The organism is Pelagicoccus sp. SDUM812002 (assembly GCF_031127835.1).
In the GTDB taxonomy this organism is placed as follows: domain Bacteria; phylum Verrucomicrobiota; class Verrucomicrobiia; order Opitutales; family Opitutaceae; genus Pelagicoccus.
In genome coordinates, this window is record NZ_JARXHX010000005.1 from 220,675 (window position 1) to 241,737 (window position 21,063).

The window sequence follows — 21,063 nt, forward strand, 5'->3', positions numbered from 1 at the left end:
GCGGCGCATTAGGTCTATCAAATGCGAAAGGGGTAGGGACAACGCTGGGAGCGTCGTTCCCGCTAACACATAAACCTCAAATCAACTAAGATATATTATGAAGAAACTACTCAAACTCAGTGCTTCGGTTATTGCCGTTTCCGCCCTCACTCACGCCGCCAGCGCGGCCTACATCACTGGTTCCGTTGCTTTCGATGGATCGGTTGCTCTGGATGCACCGATCCCGAGCGCCACAAGCTTTCTCTCATTCGACAACGCTAAGGTTTCGACTGGTACCCAGTCCGGGGACTATCTTGGAAGTGTGGGAAGTGCAGTAATGCTCGAGCCGCTGCAATTCAGCCCTTATGTCGCGCCAACGAATCCTCTTTGGAGTTTCTCGTTCGGAGGCAAGGATTTCTCATTTACCTTTGAAGACATGGTCAGCACAGGGTCTGAAGCTCTGGGAGCCGGTCTCTGGAGACTCGATGTTGCGGGAACGGGAACGGCTATGATTTCTGGATACGATCCGACTCCGGGCGCATTTTCAATTACGACCACGGGTGACGCAAATGCCACTGAACTTGGGTTTGGTGCTTTTACGTTTACCGCAGGGTCTGACCCCGCACCTGAAACCGTTCCTGACTCTGGAACAAGTGCGGCTCTTCTTGGCCTAGGTCTGCTCTGCGCCGTTAGCGCGAGCCGCTGGAAGCGCAACAAGTAGTTGCCCCAGGGCCGAACTATTCAATTTTACCGGCGCGCGTTGCCATCGGTTTCTCCGGTTGGGCGACGCGCGTCTTTTTATGCCTGCTCATCCAACTCGACAATGTTTCGGGCTTGTTGGTGGTGATTGAAAGGGCGCCCAAGTCGAACCACTTTTTCGCCAAGTGCGGATCGTCTATGGTCCAAGTATGCAGTTCGTAGTTGTTTTCGTGAAAAGGGGCGAGGTAGGTAGCGTCGATATCTGGATGTGCGTAAAGGCTGACGCCGTCCGCTCCGGTCCGACGTAGTTCGATGAGGAGTTGTTGAGATGAAGGTAGGAGGTTGCGGCCTTTGGTCCGGTAGCGTGGCGTGGCAAGTAGGATGGCTTTGAGCGAAGGGCGTTGGCGCTTAATCGCTCTGACGACGCGTCCGCTAAAGGCAATGATGACGAGTTGGGATGCTGAGATGTCGGAGGAGTCGATCTCTTTGAGCAAGTGGCGTACGATCTTGCTGCTACTCTTGATTTCGATATAGAGCTTCTTGCCCTGAGGCACGGTTGCTAGGACTTCGGCTAGGGTCGGGATGACCGAAGCAGCGAGAGGTGAGGGAGTAGGATCGATATGTGGCGAGCGAAGGGTAAGAGCCTGAAGGTCGGCTAACTTGGATTTGCGGACAGTGAGGTTTGGGGTGGCGTACTCTCCTGTAGTCGGATTATGGATGCAGACGATCTTTCGATCCCTGGTGAGGTGAAAGTCGCCTTCGATGGCGTCAGCTCCTTGCTCCCAGGCAAGTTGGAATGCGGGTAGGGTATTCTCTGGGGCGTCTGCGGAGGCTCCACGATGGGCGACGATGAGGGGCCGGGAGGAGGCGTGCATAGCGATCGTAATAAGGAGGATCCTGACGACAAACTGGGAGAAGACCATGAGAAACGATGACGATGGGAAGATGCGTTGATAGGCGTGCCTACCCCTCGATCTTTATGATGGAAACAGGGCAGTGAAACTCAGCTTCCTTCAGAGCCTCGCGATCTTCCTCGAAGCCTTGGCCAATCTCGAAAGAGCCTGCCGTATCCAAGATTTGGTGAAGTTGAGCTAGGCCTTCTTCGTCCATTTTCCAATAGTTGGGTGCAACTTCAGCGCAGAAAGCACAGCCGATACAGTCCTCACGTTTGTGTTTGATGGCGAGCATGTAGCTGATGCGTTGCGGGTTCCTTACATTATTGAGTTGTTGGCAGATGGAGAAAGAACTTGTCGTTAAGGCGGACTTTGGCAGGGACTTGTATGCTGAAGACTTGGCCGTTGGTAACGCTTTCGACTGTAGTTGAATTGTCGAGACGGAGGGCCTCGGTAGTTCCTTTTACGACGCCGGTAGTTTCGCCGATGATGAGGTACTCCTGGCCTTCCTTAACGGTACCACTAGCGGTGATTTCTGCGACGCCGAGTTTGTTGTAATAGTGGGTGACGCGCCCGGCTTGCCCTTTTTGGCGGGTGGCTTTGGTACCGTGGGTCATGGACCAGCCTTGCTCGCGGCCGAGATAGTAGCCGGATGAATGCCCGCGATGGTAAACCTTTTTGAGGTCGTCGTTGAGTGTGGCGACGAGCTCGGGATTGTAGGTTTCCTCTTGGATGGCGTCCACGGCTTGGCGGTAAACTTCGGTGACAGTCGATACGTATTCGGGCGAGCGGCCGCGGCCTTCGAGCTTGAGGGTGTGCACGCCGGCTTCGAGGACTTTGTCGAGGAAGTCGATGGTGCAGATGTCGTTGGGAGACATGACGAAGTTGTTGTCGATGAGGAGTTCTTTGCCGGATTGTTGGTCGACGACTTTGTATTCTTTGCGGCAGTTTTGGGTGCAGGCGCCGCGGTTGGCGGAGGCGTTGTCGGTGTAGAGGGACATGCCGCAGCGGCCGGAGACGGCGATGCAGAGGGCGCCGTGGGCGAAGGCTTCGATCTCGACGGGGCGTCCGGAGGGGCCGCGGAGGTCATCGGCGATGACTTGTTGGCGGATCTTGCGGATCATGGAAAGGTTGAGCTCTCGAGCGAGGACGATGCGGTCGCAGAATTGGGCGTAGAATTTGAAGGATTGGTAGTTGGAGACGGAGAATTGGGTGGAGAGATGGACTTCGAGGCCGAGTTCTCTACCTTTGAGAATGCAGGCCATATCGGAGGCGATGACGGCGTCGACTTTTTGTTTGGCGGCTTCTTCGAGCAGGGCGAAGCAGAGCTTGAGGTCGTGGTCGTAGAGGAGGGTGTTGAGTGTGAGGTAGCCGCGGATTCCGGCTGCGTGGCAGCGGATCATGATCTCTTCGAGGTCCTTGAGGTGAAAGGAGCGGCGAGAGCGAGCTCGCATGTTGAGCTGGGCAAGGCCGAAATAGACGGAGTCGGCTCCGGAGTCGATGGCGGCTTGCAGGGAGGCGTAGCAACCGGCGGGAGCGAGGATTTCAACGTGTTCGGAGGCGGTGCTGGAGGCTTGTGTCGAGGTGGTTTCAGGTGCGGTGCTGGTGGCGCTCATGGCTGTCTTTTGGCTGGGTATATGAATTAAAGACAGGTTGGTATGTGTTTTGGGGTGTGGGAGTCAAGGGCGGCGGTGGCGGGTGTGTCCGCTGGGACAGCGGACGCTACCTCGGCGGGGCTGTGGATGCTGCATTGCGGCGTGTCGCGAGCGACAGCCCTACGGTTTTGATTCTAGCAGGGAGAGGAGGTGGGCGGTTAGTTCGTTGTAGGGCGTGGGGATCCGGTGCTTTTTGCCGAGGCGGGCGATGACACCGTTTCTGGCGTCCCATTCCATCGGGCGATGGGCGACTAGGTCGGCGTGGAGGGAGTTCATGGAGCCGTCGGGGGCTGCGGCGGCACCGGAGACGACGGTTTGAATGATGGTTTCGTCGAGGGTTGCTCCTTCGGCCCGACCGACCGCGATGCACTCTTGGATGAGGTTTTTCATGATATCGGCGGCACGGGGATCGGCGGCGATATTGGCGGGCTGGTTGACGAGGGCGGAGATGGCGCCGGCGGCGTTGATGCAGAGCTTTCGCCAGGCGGCGGTGGACCAGTCGTCGGTGAGGTTGACGGTGACGGCGGGATCGTCGAAGAGGGTGGCGAAGTCTGCTGATTCGGGGGTGTTTGGGACGTCGATGCGAACGTCTCCGTGGCGAATGATTTGTCCGTGGCTTTTGCGCTCGGCGGGGCAGTCGATGATGACGGGAACGATGCGTTCGACAGGGAAATAGGGGGTGAGATTGGCGAGGTGTTCGACTCCGTTTTGCACGACGGCGATACGGGTGCCGTGCCCGGAAAGACGCTCGAACCAGTTGGCTGCTTGGGGGACTTGGTAGGTTTTGGTGGCGAGGACGATCCAGTCGACGAGAGTGGTGCTGGATGAGTGGGTGTGAACGGTGACGGGATGGGTGAGCGTCTGGCTGTTGGCGGTGATCTCGAGTTTCTCGAAGGGGGTACGGGCACAAATGGAGGCTGTATTTTGGGGATTCTCGAGGAGGAATGACGCGAGGGTGCCTCCGATGGCGCCGGGGCCGATGACTGCGATTTTTGGCATTTGAGAGGTTGGGTTGGCGTTGGGAGGGGGGAAGTTTAAAGGATGAACTGGAATCTTGAATACGAGAAAGCTCGGCGGGTAGCCGAGCTTGGGGGAATGCGGAACGTCTGAATTTTTGTTGGGATCGCGAGCAAGGTCGCTCCTACTTGTTTCAGCCGGGCGGCCAGGCCATCTGGCGGCCGGCTAGGAGATGGATGTGGAGGTGAGGGACGGCTTCACCGCCGTGAGGACCGTTGTTGATGACGGTGCGGAATCCGTCTTCCCAGCCGAGCTTGGCGGCGAGCTGCGGGATGATTGTCATCATATGGCCGAGCAGCGCAGCGTCTTCGGGAGTGGCTTCTCCGATGCGCACGATGAGTTTTTTGGGAATGAGCAAGAGATGGGTGGGGGCTTGGGCGGCGATGTCGTGGATGACGATGCATTGGTCGTCCTCGTACTCGATGGTAGCTGGGATCTCGCGGGCGATGATTTTTTGGAAGATGGTTTTTTCGTCTGACATGGGCAAAAATAGGGTCGCGGCAAAAAAGCCGTTCCAAACTCGGGTCGCTAGTAGATGATCAGGTTTAGGTGGCTGGAGGGGCGCGTGCGGGATTGGCAGAAGTCCCGGGCGTAAGCGATGGCCTCTTGGTAGGCAGCGGCGCGTCTGGCTGTCCAGCGTTTGCCGGTGGGGCAGATGGCTTCTTTCAGGCCAGTGAGGACGAGGAGCGGTTTTTCGAAGCGGCAGGTACGCTTGATCCCTTCGAGGAGTCGAGCGCGGAGGGCGAGCTCGGAGAAGCCTTGAGCTTCGGGGACTGAAATGAGGTCGATAATGGCGCGGTCGGGGTCGCGCGCAGTCTGATCGAGTAGAGTCTGGGCTGCGGCGAGAAACGACTCAGGGTGGTCGCGTTTTTCTTCTGGGAGGGTGGCCTCGATAGATTCCTTGATTTGGCGGGCGAAGTAGAGATCGTCTCCGATATCGTCGGCGAAGAGGGCACAGATGATCTGGAGCTTGGAAAAGTTTTTATGGGTGCCGTGTTTCAAGGGTAGAAGTGGGATTCGCGAGCTCGGTCTTAGAGGAGTTTTGGGGCGTTTAGATCACCAATCTCGTCGAGGAATTCGTCGAGGTTTTTGAAGTCTTTGTAGACGGAAGCGAAGCGGATGTAGGCGATAGGGTCGATGGCCTTCAGGTTCGCGAGGACCTTCTCGCCGATGACGGAGGAGGGGAACTCCATGCCGTATTCGGACTCGAGGGAGTCGATCATGTCCTCCACTAGCATGTTGATTTGTTCGGCGTCGACGGGGCGCTTTTGGCAGGCGCGGCGTAGAGAGTATATGATCTTTGCCTTGTCGAAGTCCTCGCGGCGTCCGTCTCGCTTGGTGACGTAGAGGTTCTCGCGGAGGATTTGTTCGGTCGTCGAGAAGCGGTGCGAACAGTCGAGGCATTCGCGTCGTCTGCGGATGGTGGATCCGTCCTTTGACGCGCGGGAGTCGATGACCTTGTCTAGCTCAGATCCGCACTTTGGGCATCTCATAGTGGATTAGAGAGTAAGGAAATTTTTGAGGATATCCATTCCGTTTTGCGTGGCGATGGATTCGGGGTGGAATTGCACGCCCCAGATGGGGAGCTCGCGATGGCGCAGGCCCATGATTTCGCCTTCAGCTGTCTCGGCGGTGATCTCGAGGCAATCGGGGAAGGAATCGCGCTCGACGACAAGGGAATGGTAGCGGGTGGCTTGCAGGCCTTGTGGGAGGCCTTGGAAAAGGTCTTTGCCGTGGTGGCTGATTGGGGATGTCTTGCCGTGCATCAGGCGGTCGGCGCGGATGACTTTACCCCCAAAATGCTGGCCTATGGACTGGTGACCGAGGCAAACGCCGAAGAGGGGAACCTTGCCGGCGAAGGCTTCGATCATAGCGATCGATATGCCGGCTTCGGTCGGCGAACAGGGGCCGGGGGAGATAAGCACGCGTTCAGGCTGGAGGGCTAGGGCTTCTTCGACAGTTATTTGGTCGTTGCGGTAGACGCGCTGCTCGACGCCGAGGGTACCGAAGTACTGGACGAGGTTGAAGGTGAAGGAGTCGTAGTTGTCGATGACAAGCAGCATGATGAACGGTGTTAGGGCTGGTTTAAATAGGGAGCTCGGGAGAGGGTCAAGCTTGGCGCGGGCAGTGTGAATAAGTAGGACTCGCGAGGTTAGGTGTCGGGTTTCTTGTATTCGGTCGCGGGGTGGAAGATTAGGGTTGTTCGAGGTGGTGGTAGCGGTAGGTTTTGAGCCGATTTATGAGCGACCATTTCCAGTTGATTAAAAAGGATGCCGACACGGGTGCGCGTCGCGGACGTTTGAAGACGCTGCACGGGACAATCGAAACGCCTATTTTCATGCCTGTGGGCACCCAGGCGACGGTGAAAGGGTTGACCCCCAAGCAGATAAAGGAAGATGTGGGAGCTCAGATTATCTTAGGCAACACCTACCATCTGAATCTGCGTCCGGGCTCAGAGTTGATTCGGGATGCGGGCGGACTTCATAAATTCATGAATTGGGACGGCCCAATCCTTACGGATAGCGGAGGGTTTCAGGCTTTTAGCTTAGCTAAGCTGAGCAAGCTGACAGAAGAGGGAGTGGCATTCCAGTCGCACTTGGATGGGTCGAAGGTGTTTTTGGGACCGAAAGAGGTGATGACGATTCAAGCTAATTTAGGCTCGGACATTGCGATGGTTATTGACGAATGTCCGCCGTATCCGTGCAAGAAGGACGATTGCGTGAGAGCTATCGAACGCACGACGCGTTGGGCGAAAGCGTGCAAGGAGATTGCGATGGATAATGGTTTTCTGGATACGGGGCACCATGTTTTTGCGATCGCTCAAGGGTCTGAGTTTGCAGATCTGCGCCGTCGCTCAGCAGAGGAATTAGCGGAGCTTGATTTTCCGGGATACGCGATCGGAGGGGTGAGCGTGGGAGAACCGGAGCCGGAAATGCTGAAACAGGTGCGGGCGACGGCTCCGTTTTTGCCAGAGGACAAGCCGCGCTATACCATGGGATTGGGTACTCCGCCCCAAATGCTCAAGATGATCGCTGCAGGCGTGGATATGTTTGACTGCGTGTTGCCGAGCCGCGTGGCCCGCAATGGCGCGTTTTTCACTCCGGACGGGATGAAGAATATTCGTAATTCCCGTTTCACTACGGATCTGAATCCACTGGTGGAAGGTATGGAGAACTATACCTGCCAAAATTTCACGCGGGCATACTTGCGTCACCTGACGATGGCGAAGGAAATGCTAAGCTGCACCTTGTTGACGTTGCACAACTTGCATTTCTATTTGGATTTGATGGAGCAAGTTCGCTTTCACATCGAAGCGGGAGACTACGCACCTTGGAGCAAAGATTGGATCGAGCGTTACGAGTCGGGAGAACGCGAGGATAACTGACGAGCTTTAGGTGTATTGGTAGGGTGGGGTCATGAGTGTAGCATCTGAAAAAGCGGATTCGAAATTGCGTGCCAACATGCGTCTATCGGTGGTGGAGGGCTTGTTGGCTATGCCTCTGGTGTTTTTCGCTATGCCGGGGAACTTTTTGCTGGCGAGTTTGGCGACCGAAGCAGTGGGGCTGAAGGAGTCGGTTTATGGAATTATCGCCTCGTTACCTGCTTGGGCAAATGTGGTGCAGCTTTTTGCTCTGCCTTGGCTGACGCGGCGTCTCTCGCAGAAGGCGATCTGTCTGGCGTTCTCATGGATCCATCTCACGTGTTGGATCGCGGTGGGTTACTCGATGCCTAAGATCGCAGCGGGAGGGGCTTGGCATTCGCCGGTGTTGATTGTTGGTTTGTTCGCCCTTGGGGCTCTCGCGTTTGCTTTGGTGAACGTGAGCTGGACCTCTTGGGTGCAGGAATGGCTGCCGACCAAAGGTCGCGGCAAGTACCTCGGGCGGCGAAATCGCTTGCTCCAGATCAGTACGGTTTGTTTTCTCGTCAGTTCGTCCTGGTTTCTTGGATACTGGAAAGAGAATCAGGTATTCGGGTTTCAGATGATCATTTTCGTCTCGGTCGCCATGAGGGCGTTCTCGATTGTATTGCAATTGAGGATACTGCCAACCAAGCGGATCGTTGATGAGCGTAGCGCGAAGCTAATAGAGCAGTTCTCGATTATTCTGAAGAACAAGGCTTTGATTCGCTTCGTGATGTTTGGCGCGACCTTTGGGTTCGCAGCGAACATCATGGGGCCGTTTTTCCCGGTTTTCTATTACAAGGTTCTTGGAATGCAGGTTGAGGAGGTCGCTCGGCTAGCGATGTTGGCTACGACGACCGGAGCTTTGATGATGCCGTTCTGGGGGCGTGTGTGCGACAAGTACGGTTGCCGGATTAGCTTGATGGGGTCCCTGACTGCTTGGATGGGTGCGGGGTACCTGCATCAATTTGCGACGCCGGATAATGTAGGCATCCTATACTTGATCTGGGGTATCGGTGGCGTGTCGGGGTCTGGATTTCTGTTCAGTTCGTTTAGTATGATTCTGAAATTGATTCCGGCCGAGGCGAAGACAGCGGCGATCAGCTTCAATTTGGCAGCGAGCTCTCTAGCGGCGGCGGTGGCTCCGATCATCGGTGGCTTCCTGTTCTCCTGGGTGCAGTCCCGTTTTGAGGATCAGGTGGGCGCGTTTCACGTGATTTCGTTGGTTCATCATACGTTCGTGATTTTGACTGGCTTGTTGCTGTTTGGGATTGCCGAGCCCAAGGCGGCTACCTTGACCCAAGCGATAGGAGCGATGCGACCGTTGCGGCAGTTGGGCGCCTTGATGGGGGTTTCGTATTTGGCTAACTACAGCTTTTTTAAAAAAGGAGCAGGTGATGGAGAGGAAGAGGGCGAGAACTAAGGCTGTCCTTGTTTGACAGGCTGGTTCTAGTGTCGTGCTTTCCTAACTCCTGACTGTTGCAACCAAAATACGAATATGAGAATTTTAGTGACCGGCGGAGCCGGATTTTTAGGGAGTCACCTTTGCGAGCGATTGCTCAACGAAGGGAATGAGGTGGTTTGCTTGGACAACCTTTTCACTGGGCGGAAAGCGAATATCGTTCACCTGCTTTCGAATCCGTACTTCGAGTTCGTGCGGCATGATGTGATCGATCCGTTCAAGTTCGAAGTAGACCAGATTTATAACCTGGCCTGCCCCGCATCGCCGCCGCACTACCAGTACAACGCGATCAAGACGATTAAGACCTCCGTCATGGGCGCCATCAATTGCCTGGGTTTGGCCAAGCGTCTGAAGGCCCGCGTTTTCCAGGCCTCAACTTCCGAGGTGTACGGCGACCCGGTTCAGCACCCGCAGCAAGAAACGTATTGGGGCAATGTTAATCCGATCGGTATTCGGTCCTGCTACGATGAGGGCAAGCGTTGCGCGGAAACCCTGTTTTTCGACTACCATCGGCAGAACGGGGTAGATATCCGCATCGCCCGAATCTTCAACACGTATGGACCCCGCATGCTCGCTAGCGACGGTCGCGTGGTTTCGAACTTCATCGTACAGGCCCTCAAGGGAGAAGACATTACGATCTATGGCGATGGTTCGCAGACGCGGTCCTTTTGCTTCTATAGCGATTTGATTGAAGGTTTCGTTCGGTTGATGAATCAGGATGAGCTGACCGGACCGGTTAACTTAGGGAATCCGGGGGAGTTCACCATGATCGAACTCGCAGAAACAGTGCTTCGCCTTGTCGATTCCAAATCGAAGCTCATCCACTTGGAGCTTCCCTCGGACGATCCGAAACAGCGTCAGCCTGACATCAAAATCGCCAAGGATAATCTGGGTTGGGAGCCGACGGTCTCGCTTGATGAAGGCCTAAGGGAAACGATCTCATACTTCCGGAAGGATTTGGCGAGGTAGGAACTGTTTGTTCGGATGACATCTGCACGACTCCTGGTTTAGTATGAGCGAATTGAACTTCTTCGACAAGAGCCCTTCGAATCAGAACCTGATCGACCTCTTCGACGGGCAGTGGTCATCTCGTATGCCGTCCCATCTAGGTGTGGAGACAGGTGGCTCTGCGGGACTGCATGATGACGATCGAGTTCGGTGGGCATTGGAGTTGTTGGGAGGAGTATCTGGTAAAAAGATTTTGGAGCTGGGCCCGTTGGAAGCGGGGCACACCGCCATGCTGGAAGAAGCAGGAGCATCCGAAATCACCAGTATCGAGGCGAACGCCTCCGCATTTCAGCGGTGTTTGATCGTGAAGGAGTTGCTGGGCTTGAATCGCAGCAAATTCTTGCTGGGAAACTTCGTATCCTATCTCCGTGAGACAACGGCGGTCTTCGATCTGGGGGTTGCCTGTGGAGTTCTCTATCACATGAAGAATCCTGTGGAGCTAATCGAATTGCTTTCGAGACGCGTAGAACGGCTCTTTGTCTGGACTCATTTTTATGACGAGGAGCTGATAGCAGCTGACCCGCGCGTGAAGCAGTATTTCGCGGGATGCTGGAACGCTAGCCATCAGGGGTTCGAGCACAGGCTTCATGCTCACGGGTATGGCGAGGCTTTGGATTGGAAAGGGTTTTGCGGCGGTGGAAGCGAATCGAGCAACTGGATGGAGAAGTCGGATATGTTGGACGCTTTCGAGCACTTTGGCTACCGAAAGTTGGGAGAGGTCGTAGAGCCGACTCACCCTCACGGACCAGCTGTCTGGTTGGCGTTTGACCGTTCTTAGTGTGGAGCTAGAACCCATTCTAGCGACGGGAAATCCAATTCGAAGAGAGGGATTCGAACGTTTTCATTGCAAGCGTGTCCTGATTTCTCTAGCCGAACCTTCTTCTAATTTACCCAAGCTCTAATGCTATCGTCATTCTTCAAGAAATTCGCGGGCCGCTCCAACAAAAAGTGGCTCAAATCCTGCGAGCCTGCTGTCGCCAGAATCAACGAGCTGGAAGCCTCGTACCAATCCCTTTCCGAGGAGGAGCTGAAATCTCACACGGTCAAATTTCGTGAGCGTTTCGCGAATGGCGAAACGTTGGATGACCTGCTGCCAGAAGCGTTTGCGACAGTTAAAAACGCAGCCCGTCGCCTCGTCGGGACTTCTGCCCTCGTGTGCGGCCGCGAACAGCATTGGGACATGGTCCATTACGATGTGCAGCTTGTTGGAGGTATGGCCCTACACCAAGGACGGATCGCGGAAATGGCCACTGGTGAAGGCAAGACGCTCGTATCAACGCTTCCTATCTATCTAAATGCGCTTGCTAGCCGCAACGTTCAGCTAGTCACGGTCAACGAATACCTAGCGCTGCGCGACTCGGAGTGGATGGGCCACCTTTTCAAGTACTTGGGCTTGACGGTCGGATGTATCAAAAACCAGCAACCTCCTCATGTGAAACGCGAGATGTACGGTTACGACGTAACCTACGGCACCGCTTCGGAGTTCGGCTTTGACTATCTTCGTGACAATGGGATGGCCCACAGCAAGGAGGAGCAGGTGCAACGCGACCACTTCTTCGTGATCATCGACGAAGTGGACTCTATCCTTGTCGACGAAGCGCGTACGCCACTGATCATCTCGGGGCCTGCTCCGATCCAACGCGAGCAGCCCTATACCAAGCTCAAAGGGGCCATCGAGAGTTTGGTGAACGCCCAAAACAAGTTTTGCAACAGCCTCATCGGCGAGGTGAAGGAAGCGCTCGGGAAGGAGGATCGCGACACCTGGGTTCTCGGTCTCAAAATGTTGCAGGTGAAGCTGGGCATGCCCAAGAACAAGCAATTGCTCCGCCTGCTCGAGAATGGTGAGTATCGTAAGCTGCTCGACAAGACAGACCTCGAGATGCACAGCGACATGAACAAGGACAAGCTTTTCGACCTGAAGGAAGACCTGTTCTTCATCATTGATGAAAAGCAACGCCAGGCGGATTTGACCGAAAAGGGCCGCAAGACGCTTCGTCCCGACAACCCAGATGCGTTTGTTCTGCCGGACCTGGCGACTCGTTTCAGCGAGCTGGACAAAGATGTTTCGCTCAGCGACGAAGACAAGGATGCGATCAAACTCAAGGAGCAGGAAGCCCTCGAAGTAGTCGGCGAAGACATCCACGCGATTAGTCAATTGCTAAGAGCTTATGCGCTTTACGAGCGCGATGTGGAGTATGTCGTGCAGGAAGGCAAGGTGGTGATCGTCGACGAAAACACAGGCCGTGTCATGGCGGGCCGGCGCTGGGGAGATGGCCTCCATCAGGCAGTCGAAGCCAAGGAAAACGTGACCATCGAACGCGAAACCCGCACCTTCGCCACGGTCACTGTCCAGAATTATTTCCGCCTCTACGAAAAGCTCGCTGGTATGACCGGTACGGCGGAAACGGAGGCCACGGAATTCCATGACATCTACAATCTCGGAGTTGCGGTTATTCCAACCAACCGCCCGTGCATCCGCGTCGACGACAACGATGTCATCTACAAGTCGCGTCGCGAGAAGTACAACGCAGTAGTAGACGAAGTCGAAGCGGCTCACAAGAAAGGACAGCCCGTCCTCGTTGGTACGGTTTCGGTCGAAGCGTCCGAACTGGTGGGCCGCATGCTCCGCAGGAAAAACATCCCACACACGGTCCTCAATGCGAAGTTCCACCAGCAGGAAGCAGAGATCGTCGCCAGAGCGGGCATGAAGGGGGGCGTCACAATCGCCACCAATATGGCAGGCCGCGGTACGGACATCAAACTAGGCGAGGGAGTCAAGGAAGCCGGGGGCTTGCTCGTGATCGGCACGGAGCGTCACGAGTCGCGTCGTATCGACCGGCAGCTTCGCGGACGCTGCTCGCGTCAGGGGGACCCCGGTCGTTCGAAGTTCTACATTTCATTAGAAGACGACTTGATGCGACTTTTCGCGAACTCCGGTTTCATGGCGAAAATTCTCCATGGTTCGATGGAGGAAGGGGAGCCGCTGGAGCATTCGCTGCTCAATCGTTCGATTGAAACGGCTCAGAAAAAGGTAGAAGGGAGCAATTACTCCGTTCGCAAACGCCTGCTGCAGTACGACGACGTTCTGAACAAGCAGCGCGAAATCATCTATGCTCTCAGAAACGAAGCTCTGCAGAGCGACACACCTCTAGAGACCGTGATGGAGCTCGTCGAGGAAGAGGTAGCTGACCGACTCGCGGAAACGGAGAACGATTTGTCTGGGTTCATGGCGTGGTTGAATTCGCATTTCCCGATTGGGCTCAAGGAAGAGGCCTTGGCTGGGAAGTCGGTCGAGGCGAAGCTCTCTCACGTGCTGGATGCGATTCGAGATGCATACCGGATTAAGAAAACCGCCGAGAACGAAGCGGCGTTGGAGCACCTCGAGCGGTACGTGCTGCTCAGCTCGATCGATGGTCGCTGGCAGGAGCACCTAACTGAAATGGAGGACCTCCGTCGCAACGTGGGGCTCCGCAGTTACGGCCAAAAGGATCCACTCAACGAGTACAAAAATGAGGCCTACACTTACTTCGAGGAGTTGATGGGCAACGTTCGTTCCCAAGTTTGCACGCGCCTGTTCCGGACCGCGACCAACCTAGTCGCGATCGAGAACGTCAAGAACATGCTAGCACGCCAAGCAGTCGCTCAGGGTGGCGGAGCTGAGACGTCAGGTCCAGTCTCGACAGGTCCCGCCTCTAGCGCGCCCAAAAGAAATCAAGTGCAGCTCCCGAAGGTTTCGATCAAGAAGAACCTGCCTAAGGTTGGGCGCAACGAGCCGTGCCCTTGCGGAAGCGGGAAAAAATTCAAGCAATGTTGCGGCCGATAAGGGTGACCTCGAATAGCGGTGGATAGTCTACGCCATGAGGCACAGATTGAAAAATCTCTATTTGGGCGGAATTGACTCCCTCCTGAAACCCTTTCGGAAGAAGGGTCAGGAAGATCCGTTCCATCAGGTTTTTCGCGACTTCTTGTCATTCGTGCAAGCGGTCGATGATCCGGTGGTCTTGGAGCTAGGCTCGAGGAATGTCTCAGGCGTTCGCTTGCGAAACTGGTTTCCGAGTGGCTGCGATTACACAGGAGTAGACATTCTCGAAGGGGAGGGAGTGGACGTCGTTGCGGATGTACACCAGCTGTCGAAAGCCTTTGCCGATGGTAGGTTTGATTTCGTTCACTCGATGTCGGTCTTCGAGCATCTATTGTTCCCGTGGAAGGCGGTTCTGGAGTTGAACGCCGTCATGAAACAGGGAGGATACCTCTACCTTTCCACGCATCCAGTTTGGCCAGAGCACGAGCTTCCCTGGGATTTTTGGCGATTCCCAAAGAGAAGTTTTATGGGTTTGTTCAACGAGTACACGGGTTTTGAAATAATAGCCTTAGATGAGGGGCTGCCTTGCAAGATCTTCTCGCTGGTTGACGATCTGCCGACGAGGCGAAGTTTCGAGCATTCCGCCAATCAAGGGGTCGCCTTGATCGCCAAAAAAACGGGTGAGTACAGGCGAGACTTGCTCAGGTGGGATATCGAAATCTCGGATGTCGTCGAAACCATGTATCCCTCCCGAAACGAATGAAATGTCCCTCTGCTTATGAGGTGCGATTTCCATCGAAAGGGTTGATATCCCCAGTGGTCATTAGGTATCGTTCGCGATTCCAGTTGAGCAATGGGCTTGTTTTTGGCGAATGGCCTCAATTGGCGGAAAATCGAACCGAACTAAACTGGAACTATGTTCATTCAACCTTCTTCGCATCATCGGCGATTATACCTAGAATCCTCTTGCTAACTTGCATCGTACAAAGTTCAGTAGCATTCTATTCAAGGTTGATAGTTCTGAAGTCCTATCAAATCCAAAGCTTTCCCTTACAAAGTACTCCAATCATGATTATTAGCAAAGTCTTAACCCGGTCAGCTTTAGTGCTAGGCACGGCTTTTTGCCTGACGGCAGCGTCAAGTTCAGCTCAAGAAGTCTACTCAAGCATCATCGGTGCTGTTTCAATGAAAGTCCCAGCTGGAAGCGATCTTTACGTGACCCCCAGCTTCAACAACTCAGCGGTTTTTCGGAGCGATGTTTCTTCGGCCGCAGCGGGAAGCGTGAGCTTTTCTGGCGCGGCTTTTGAACCAGACTCCTATGCCTCAGGACACCATCTTCTGATCGAGGAAGGGACTCTCGCAGGGCGGATGTTTGAAATTACCGGAAACACAGCGACAGTGCTCACGGTAAGCGATCCAAGTTCTGAGCTTGCTGCTATATCGGATGCGCAGCCACTTGCTTCGGTTGTACCAGTTTTGACGATCGGGGAAATGTTTCCGAATGGGCTTGGAGGGAAGGTCGAAGCGAATCCGGGAAATCCTGACCTTATTTTGTTTTCCAACGATAATTCAGCGGGGGTAGAGGGGTTTGCTCCCGAGTCCATCTACTACTACGGTGACATTGCGAAAGATAATGGAGGTAACATTATCAGCGAGCCCGGCTGGCGGAAAGTGGGCTCTCCACTCTTCGAGTCGCATGACGATGACGTTCTGCCGCTGGGTGAAGGTTTTGTTGTCCGCAACAACAGTGGAGTTGACGCCTCGTTTTTCTTGTTTGGCGAAGTAATGCTCGCTCAGGTTCAAATACCTATCGCTTCGAAAAGCGTGGGTTCCACGGATAACTTGGTTGGTGTACCTCGTCCTTTAGCGATAGCTATCGGCGATCTTGGCTTGGAAACCGTGGTTAGCGTCACCTCAGCGGCGAATGCGGTTAAGGATACGGTACGCATCTATTCGAACAATCCGCAAGGTAAGAATCCCTCTCCTGACATCATCTACTGCTTGTATTCGGATGGATGGAGAAGCGTCGTCGATGGGGCGGTGGTCACTACAGGTGACGTTCTAGATAGCTCACTGGTGCCGGCGGCGTCTGCCGTTGTTGTACGCAAAGTCGCGACGACCGAAGATCAGGTGGTCTATTGGACAAACTCTTGGAGTCTACCTACTCAAAGCTAAATCGAGGGATAACAACAATGTATAACATAACAAAACTAGGTTTCTGCGTAGGGTCATTAGCTTTGGCGAGTGTCGGGTACGGAAGTATTTCATTCAATATCGCAGCGGGAACTCTCCGAGACCAGAGTGGTACTGCTATTGACAGCGGTCTTGTCATTTTAGCTATCGACACGGATCGGGATGGATTTTCGCTTCCTGACGCCACAAATTTCCTGACGGGAGACGATATGGAGGTCGCTCGATGGGACTTTTCTGAAGGCGGTGGCTTGGATGGCGAATTTTTGGCTTCGAAAGTCATTGCCGACTACGACGAAGTGAACTGGGAAGAGGGCGATCCCTTGGCTCTATTCTGGTACCCAAGTCTAGACAAGACGGCAACTCAGCCTGGCGCAGGAGCAAAATTTGGTGTTTTCGCCGACCCTTCAAACGAGTCGACAGGTGATACATGGACCATGCCTGCTGACAACGAACACCTCTACAGTCTTCAGTTTTTCGCAGAGGGTTCTTTATTGAGCACTTCAAGCTTCGCGAGCCAGTACGTCGCTGCAGCATCTTTGGAAGAGGGTGCGACTTTGGAGGACTTAGTTGATGTTATGGCTTCTCCTTCCAAAACGACTGCGACGAGCAATACGATATCCTGGGATTTGGCTAACTCTGCCCAGGGGTACTCGATAGAACGTCGCAAGGTCGGTACAACGGACTGGTTGACCGTGGGAGCGGTTGCTGGAAATTTGAATTCCTATGTAGATACCAATTTGGGCGCGGGTGTTACTTATGAATACCGCGTCGTTGCTGAAAACGGTTTGAGTGCCCAAGCGAGCGTTTCTGACGAAGAGCTATTCTCTGAAAGGTCTCTGTTTAGAGGGGTTGCAATTCGTTCAAACATCGAAGTGGCAGATCCAGCAAGGCATGCCTATGGAGGTGTTATCTTAGCCGCCGGCAACTCGAGTGCAGCTACGACGAAACAGTTGCACATGCAAGCGAGTGGAAATGATACGAATAATAAAAGTGGGGATTTTGATGATGCGTTTCTACTAGATCCCACGATGAATCTTTACGATCAGTTCGCAGCAGCTTTCACTGACTACAACGATGACTGGTTGGGCAACGACGCCGCTGTTGTAACGGAAATGGATGACTTAAGTGCTGCTGGGCGGGGTAACGTGTTTGACGCTGATGCTGACAACCGAGACGCAGCCCTTTTGATAGATGGAGCTCAAGCAGGTAATGTCGGATACTCGTTCATCGTCTCCCCTTACACTGCTCCTGGCAGTGGGAATCCTAAATCCAATTATGCGGGTGCACCTGTGGATGGAGAGGCTGTCGTTTCAATCTACGACGCTGAGGATATCGATGGCACCGTAGACGATATTCGCATTTCTAAATTGGCCGCACGCGGTCATGTTTCAGATTCCACTTTCTTTGGGATGATCGGAGGCCTTGACATCGAAGGTAATCCCGGCGTCCGCAAGCAAGTTTTGATTCTCGGAAAAGGACCTCACCTCGAAACGGATGAACCTCAAGTGGCTGGCCTCGCTATAAGCAACCCAGTGTTAAAGTTGCGCTTGGGTGGCACACTTGATGTGATTGCGGAAAACGACGACTGGGCGACCGCGACTGCCTCCACAGCTTCTGAAGTAACGGTCGAAACAAACGTCGACAAGATCCGTGCAGCTTTGGTCGCTAGTGGTAATACGCTTTTCGACTCCCACCCCAAGGACTCAGTTATGTTAGTAACGCTTGATCCCGGAACTTACACCGTCGAGATGGTGGGTATGGCAAACGGAGCGAGAGAGTCAGGTCTTGGATTTATCGAAATTCAAGAGATCGAATTGGATACGCTATAAGAGCATAGATTTTTTTCAAAAGCCTCGAACCTTTGGTTCGAGGCTTTTCTGTGTTATCGAATGAGTACCCGTTTGACTTAAGCTAAGGGCACTTCGGAATCTAACAGGTGAGTGGCATCATCCGGTCCTGAGGTGTGATTGACACAATTCGTTGGATTCGCCCGTTTGACGGCGAAAAATTGTTGAAGCAGGTAAACTAACTGTTCTGCGGTATTAGGTTAGTACTCGTGAGAAAATGATCGAAGAAATTCTGTCCGGTCGCACGGTATGCCTGAACCATGTTTGCTCAATCCAATAATGAATTCGCAACCGTCTGTAGGATAGCATTGGGTTTCTTTGAAATCCGACAGACCAAGCGAGTTCAGGTCATGGACTAATAAGCGGAATGAATCTAACGTGAAGCACCATGAGTGCAGGTCTTGATAGTCCGATGCGGTCATTGACTCCCTCATCTTGATTTGCGCTTCAGCGGGTGAATGGATGAATTCTATTTCTCCCGTTTCGCTCTCGTCCCATCCAAGTTTACCGCCTTTTGAAATGGCATTCAGATAGAACTCAGCGTTGGATCCCGGGCTGTGTCTCGTACGCTTCTCGTAGTGTGCGTCTATGATCCGAGACAAGCCAGTGATCGGGCGAAAGTGATCGAAGCAAAGACGTTTGTCGGGTATAGCAAGAGCTAGAACACCGCTAGGCTTCAAGAGTCCGCTGCAGTCTTTTAAGAAGGAAATGAAGTCAGGCGTGTGTTCCACAACGTGAGAGGCGATAATCCAATCAAAGTGATTTGTAGATCCAATCAATTCGCGATAGGATTCTCCGTTCCATACATAATCTACATCTTCGATCTTTTCTAAATCAACACCGTGTCCGGTGTACTTTTCAATTAGCGTTGGTCTGTCCGCATGATCGATGACTTTAACATTGAACCCTTCGCTCTTCGGGGCGACTGGTGCATGGCAGGGGCCAATTTCTAGACCCTCACCTTTTGATTGGATCAGGCTAAGTATCTTCTGAGTCCGGTTCATGTCCTTGGCATTTCAAGCGGTTCCCTTTGCCAATCGCTATGCCTGCCGATTTGGGACGCTTCCCGTAATTTTATAAAATACTCAGGGGACAAATTTTGCACATAATGTAGAAAGTCGTTCTCTGGGATTTTTTCGTGGCTTATCAGTCCGTCCCATCTCAGACGAAAGCTCAGTGGTTCGTCGGGAATCACTGCCTGGTTTGTGATAGGGTCTGCTATCCTGTAGTTTGTTGGACTGCATGTGCCGCCGAAAACGGCAGGCGAGGGTCTGTAGGTATCTGCGTCTTTAGCTTGCTCGAATGATTTATGAGTGTCGGGCAACGGGTCGAAGAACTCCACGTGATCCATGCCTAAAGACGTTTGGATCCTATCTTTCATGGCGTTCCATTTTTTAGAAGAAAGCAGATTTTTCTGCCCCCACTTTGCGATGTGAGGCTGGTAAAATATGAATCGTATTTCGTGGACGCCTGCAGGGAGTATATCTTTACATTTCTGTATAAGCGCGGGCATTTCGTGGACGTTATTTTCAAATACCATCGATATGTAACGAATCTTTGGGGCCTCTTCATTCTGAATCATAAATGAAGATAAGCGAGAAAGGTTATCTAGAAACGTTTCCAAGCGCCCTCCCTTTCTCAAAGCGGCGAAACGTTCAGGATCCATTGAATCGATAGAGATGCGAATACTATGAATGTTTGAACTTGCCAGAGCTTTGAGCATCTCGTCATCCATCTTCTTGCACAGATTTGTTGTGAAGCTGATTTTCTTTCGAAGACTCGGTGGAACGCTCTCTATAAGCCCCATGAGATTAGGATGAACGCTTGCTTCGTGCATGCAAGAGAGCCAGAACATGCCATCTGGCACTAGGGGTAAGAGTTTTGCCGCTTTCGAGAAAACGTCGTCTGACATCGATTTCATTCCTTTAACAAGAGCGTAGTCGGTTACGCAGAAAGGGCAGCGAAGGTTACAATTGTTTGTTATGTCACCAGCTACGAGTGAAATAGGATATTCAAGCTCTAGCCTTCTACCGCTTTTTTCTAGTTTGAAATCACCTTCGATAGTTTGGCACGATACCTTTATCTCACCTCTACTGGCTATGCGGTAGGGCACCTTTGTGTGAAACCCATACCTGCCGTCTCCAATGCCCGCTTTGGCGAGGTCCTCTCGGAGGTCATTTGCCAGAATGGTTTTTGTCCATCCATTTGAGAGCGATAGTTTTACGTGTAGTCGGGTTTTTGGCTCCTCTACCATGCGTGCCCACCCGAATATTGATCCGTTACCGCTATGGTCGATGTGTCCTTCAAAGTTATTCGCCATATTGAAATTCTCCTAATTGTGCTCTTTTCTAGCTAATATCGAAACGGTAGCTGCCATTTCTTTTCGTGAAACTTCGTCGAGGTCCGTTGCGAAGGATTCTTCGCAAAGTACTTCGGGAGACTTCAGGAGTTCCGATATAGGTAGACTTAAAAACGTTTCTCTGGTTGAAGGGGGAAGGCAGTTTGCATATTTCGAAACGATCCATGACAGGGACCAAATCGGAGTACCGTATCTCGGGACCTCGTCTCTAATTATTTTCATCTCTTTGGTGAGAAGTTGCTCTAACCCTTGTTGGGTCATGTTATAGAAGTGGGCAGGGTATCCGTGATAGGGTTGCATGAATGCGACATCTATCCAAATTAATCCACCCGGCTTCAGAACTCGTTGCATTTCTCGAGCTGCTTTCTCTGGATTCTTGACGTGTTCGAGGACCGCGAGCGAAATCACTAGCTCGAAGCTTTGGTTCTTGAATGGCAGTTCCTCGGCAATGCCGACAACATCCACTCCCGGGTAGGGGTGGATTTCGAAGTTGATTACATTTTTAAATTTTCTTTCACGGGATCCTGAACCGCAATCGAGAACCCAGCCGTCTTGTCGCTCTCTTATTAACTCTTCGAGCTCCGATGGGTAGTTATGGGAAGATGTAGACTCGGAGCTGATGTCATGCTTGTGAATAGATAGGAGATCAGTGCTACAATCGATATAGCTTTCCTTTAGCGTAAAGCTTTTATCCGGAGAGAGTAACTCGCAAACTGAATTTAATTTTTCTAAAAGTGTATTCATTCTAT

At 53.1% G+C, this 21,063-nt stretch carries 20 protein-coding genes; 9 read left to right on the forward strand and 11 right to left on the reverse strand.

What is annotated here, in order from left to right; genetic code table 11:
* The first annotated feature begins 97 nt into the window (after positions 1-97).
* Positions 98-700: a VPDSG-CTERM sorting domain-containing protein gene (locus QEH53_RS09955; RefSeq protein ID WP_309023032.1), complete on the forward strand. Its 603-nt coding sequence runs from the start codon at positions 98-100 to the stop codon at positions 698-700.
* Between the two features lie 16 nt (positions 701-716).
* Here the strand turns inward: QEH53_RS09955 and QEH53_RS09960 are convergent, their stop codons facing one another.
* From QEH53_RS09960 to QEH53_RS09995, 8 genes are all read right to left on the reverse strand, one after another.
* Positions 717-1,553 carry a glycerophosphodiester phosphodiesterase family protein gene (locus QEH53_RS09960; RefSeq protein WP_309023033.1) on the reverse strand — a complete coding sequence of 279 codons (837 nt, stop codon included), beginning with the start codon at positions 1,551-1,553 and terminating at the stop codon, positions 717-719.
* An 88-nt stretch (positions 1,554-1,641) separates the two neighbouring features.
* A complete protein-coding gene (locus QEH53_RS09965) occupies positions 1,642-1,866 on the reverse strand; it encodes a ferredoxin (protein ID WP_309023034.1) in 225 nt (74 codons plus the stop codon).
* A gap of 28 nt (positions 1,867-1,894) precedes the next feature.
* On the reverse strand, positions 1,895-3,187 hold the full coding sequence (locus QEH53_RS09970) for a peptidase U32 family protein (protein WP_309023035.1): 1,293 nt from the start codon (positions 3,185-3,187) through the stop codon (positions 1,895-1,897).
* 159 nt (positions 3,188-3,346) lie between these two features.
* A complete protein-coding gene (locus tag QEH53_RS09975) occupies positions 3,347-4,225 on the reverse strand; it encodes a 2-dehydropantoate 2-reductase (protein ID WP_309023036.1) in 879 nt (292 codons plus the stop codon).
* Positions 4,226-4,376: 151 nt separating this feature from the next.
* On the reverse strand, positions 4,377-4,724 hold the full coding sequence (locus QEH53_RS09980; RefSeq protein ID WP_309023037.1) for a histidine triad nucleotide-binding protein: 348 nt from the start codon (positions 4,722-4,724) through the stop codon (positions 4,377-4,379).
* 47 nt (positions 4,725-4,771) lie between these two features.
* The gene (locus QEH53_RS09985; protein WP_309023038.1) at positions 4,772-5,245 is read right to left on the reverse strand and encodes a hypothetical protein; all 474 of its coding nucleotides are present in this window, start codon (positions 5,243-5,245) and stop codon (positions 4,772-4,774) included.
* A 29-nt stretch (positions 5,246-5,274) separates the two neighbouring features.
* Positions 5,275-5,736, reverse strand: a complete 462-nt coding sequence (nrdR, locus tag QEH53_RS09990) for a transcriptional regulator NrdR (protein ID WP_309023039.1) — start codon at positions 5,734-5,736, stop codon at positions 5,275-5,277.
* A 6-nt stretch (positions 5,737-5,742) separates the two neighbouring features.
* Positions 5,743-6,306, reverse strand: a complete 564-nt coding sequence (locus tag QEH53_RS09995) for an aminodeoxychorismate/anthranilate synthase component II (RefSeq protein WP_309023040.1) — start codon at positions 6,304-6,306, stop codon at positions 5,743-5,745.
* 176 nt (positions 6,307-6,482) lie between these two features.
* Between QEH53_RS09995 and tgt the strand changes: the two genes are divergently transcribed.
* The 8 genes from tgt to QEH53_RS10035 all read left to right on the forward strand — a co-directional run bounded on the left by tgt (position 6,483) and on the right by QEH53_RS10035 (position 17,937).
* Positions 6,483-7,628, forward strand: coding sequence for a tRNA guanosine(34) transglycosylase Tgt (tgt, locus tag QEH53_RS10000; RefSeq protein WP_309023041.1), 1,146 nt, complete (start codon positions 6,483-6,485; stop codon positions 7,626-7,628).
* 31 nt (positions 7,629-7,659) lie between these two features.
* A complete protein-coding gene (locus QEH53_RS10005; protein ID WP_309023042.1) occupies positions 7,660-9,066 on the forward strand; it encodes an MFS transporter in 1,407 nt (468 codons plus the stop codon).
* Between the two features lie 75 nt (positions 9,067-9,141).
* Positions 9,142-10,074: an SDR family oxidoreductase gene (locus tag QEH53_RS10010; RefSeq protein ID WP_309023043.1), complete on the forward strand. Its 933-nt coding sequence runs from the start codon at positions 9,142-9,144 to the stop codon at positions 10,072-10,074.
* A gap of 43 nt (positions 10,075-10,117) precedes the next feature.
* Positions 10,118-10,891, forward strand: a complete 774-nt coding sequence (locus QEH53_RS10015; RefSeq protein WP_309023044.1) for a DUF1698 domain-containing protein — start codon at positions 10,118-10,120, stop codon at positions 10,889-10,891.
* A 123-nt stretch (positions 10,892-11,014) separates the two neighbouring features.
* Positions 11,015-13,936 carry a preprotein translocase subunit SecA gene (gene secA, locus QEH53_RS10020; protein WP_309023045.1) on the forward strand — a complete coding sequence of 974 codons (2,922 nt, stop codon included), beginning with the start codon at positions 11,015-11,017 and terminating at the stop codon, positions 13,934-13,936.
* Between the two features lie 34 nt (positions 13,937-13,970).
* Positions 13,971-14,678, forward strand: coding sequence for a methyltransferase domain-containing protein (locus QEH53_RS10025; protein WP_309023046.1), 708 nt, complete (start codon positions 13,971-13,973; stop codon positions 14,676-14,678).
* 305 nt (positions 14,679-14,983) lie between these two features.
* The gene (locus tag QEH53_RS10030; protein ID WP_309023047.1) at positions 14,984-16,090 is read left to right on the forward strand and encodes a TIGR02597 family protein; all 1,107 of its coding nucleotides are present in this window, start codon (positions 14,984-14,986) and stop codon (positions 16,088-16,090) included.
* 17 nt (positions 16,091-16,107) lie between these two features.
* A complete protein-coding gene (locus tag QEH53_RS10035; protein WP_309023048.1) occupies positions 16,108-17,937 on the forward strand; it encodes a fibronectin type III domain-containing protein in 1,830 nt (609 codons plus the stop codon).
* Positions 17,938-18,155: 218 nt separating this feature from the next.
* Here the strand turns inward: QEH53_RS10035 and QEH53_RS10040 are convergent, their stop codons facing one another.
* The 3 genes from QEH53_RS10040 to QEH53_RS10050 are packed head-to-tail and all read right to left on the reverse strand — an operon-like array spanning position 18,156 to position 21,058.
* Complete coding sequence (locus QEH53_RS10040; RefSeq protein ID WP_309023049.1) at positions 18,156-18,959, reverse strand: methyltransferase domain-containing protein; 804 nt, start codon at positions 18,957-18,959, stop codon at positions 18,156-18,158.
* On the reverse strand, positions 18,956-20,275 hold the full coding sequence (locus QEH53_RS10045; protein ID WP_309023050.1) for a radical SAM protein: 1,320 nt from the start codon (positions 20,273-20,275) through the stop codon (positions 18,956-18,958). Before QEH53_RS10045 ends, QEH53_RS10040 begins: the two co-directional genes overlap by 4 nt.
* A 12-nt stretch (positions 20,276-20,287) precedes the next feature.
* Entirely contained in the window at positions 20,288-21,058 is a 771-nt protein-coding gene (locus QEH53_RS10050; protein WP_309023051.1) for a class I SAM-dependent methyltransferase, read from the reverse strand.
* Positions 21,059-21,063: the final 5 nt, after the last annotated feature.

Excerpts from the sequence above, each read along its gene's own strand:
- secA (WP_309023045.1), top strand. The coding sequence starts at position 11,015 with ATGCTATCGTCATTCTTCAAGAAATTCGCGGGCCGCTCCAACAAAAAG.
- QEH53_RS10045 (WP_309023050.1), bottom strand. The coding sequence starts at position 20,275 with ATGGCGAATAACTTTGAAGGACACATCGACCATAGCGGTAACGGATCA.
- QEH53_RS09995 (WP_309023040.1), bottom strand. The coding sequence starts at position 6,306 with ATGCTGCTTGTCATCGACAACTACGACTCCTTCACCTTCAACCTCGTC.
- QEH53_RS10015 (WP_309023044.1), top strand. The coding sequence starts at position 10,118 with ATGAGCGAATTGAACTTCTTCGACAAGAGCCCTTCGAATCAGAACCTG.
- QEH53_RS10025 (WP_309023046.1), top strand. The coding sequence starts at position 13,971 with ATGAGGCACAGATTGAAAAATCTCTATTTGGGCGGAATTGACTCCCTC.
- QEH53_RS10040 (WP_309023049.1), bottom strand. The coding sequence starts at position 18,959 with ATGAACCGGACTCAGAAGATACTTAGCCTGATCCAATCAAAAGGTGAG.
- QEH53_RS10035 (WP_309023048.1), top strand. The coding sequence starts at position 16,108 with ATGTATAACATAACAAAACTAGGTTTCTGCGTAGGGTCATTAGCTTTG.
- QEH53_RS09960 (WP_309023033.1), bottom strand. The coding sequence starts at position 1,553 with ATGCACGCCTCCTCCCGGCCCCTCATCGTCGCCCATCGTGGAGCCTCC.
- QEH53_RS09955 (WP_309023032.1), top strand. The coding sequence starts at position 98 with ATGAAGAAACTACTCAAACTCAGTGCTTCGGTTATTGCCGTTTCCGCC.
- nrdR (WP_309023039.1), bottom strand. The coding sequence starts at position 5,736 with ATGAGATGCCCAAAGTGCGGATCTGAGCTAGACAAGGTCATCGACTCC.
- QEH53_RS09980 (WP_309023037.1), bottom strand. The coding sequence starts at position 4,724 with ATGTCAGACGAAAAAACCATCTTCCAAAAAATCATCGCCCGCGAGATC.
- QEH53_RS09965 (WP_309023034.1), bottom strand. The coding sequence starts at position 1,866 with ATGCTCGCCATCAAACACAAACGTGAGGACTGTATCGGCTGTGCTTTC.
- QEH53_RS09975 (WP_309023036.1), bottom strand. The coding sequence starts at position 4,225 with ATGCCAAAAATCGCAGTCATCGGCCCCGGCGCCATCGGAGGCACCCTC.
- tgt (WP_309023041.1), top strand. The coding sequence starts at position 6,483 with ATGAGCGACCATTTCCAGTTGATTAAAAAGGATGCCGACACGGGTGCG.
- QEH53_RS10050 (WP_309023051.1), bottom strand. The coding sequence starts at position 21,058 with ATGAATACACTTTTAGAAAAATTAAATTCAGTTTGCGAGTTACTCTCT.
- QEH53_RS10010 (WP_309023043.1), top strand. The coding sequence starts at position 9,142 with ATGAGAATTTTAGTGACCGGCGGAGCCGGATTTTTAGGGAGTCACCTT.
- QEH53_RS10030 (WP_309023047.1), top strand. The coding sequence starts at position 14,984 with ATGATTATTAGCAAAGTCTTAACCCGGTCAGCTTTAGTGCTAGGCACG.
- QEH53_RS10005 (WP_309023042.1), top strand. The coding sequence starts at position 7,660 with ATGAGTGTAGCATCTGAAAAAGCGGATTCGAAATTGCGTGCCAACATG.
- QEH53_RS09970 (WP_309023035.1), bottom strand. The coding sequence starts at position 3,187 with ATGAGCGCCACCAGCACCGCACCTGAAACCACCTCGACACAAGCCTCC.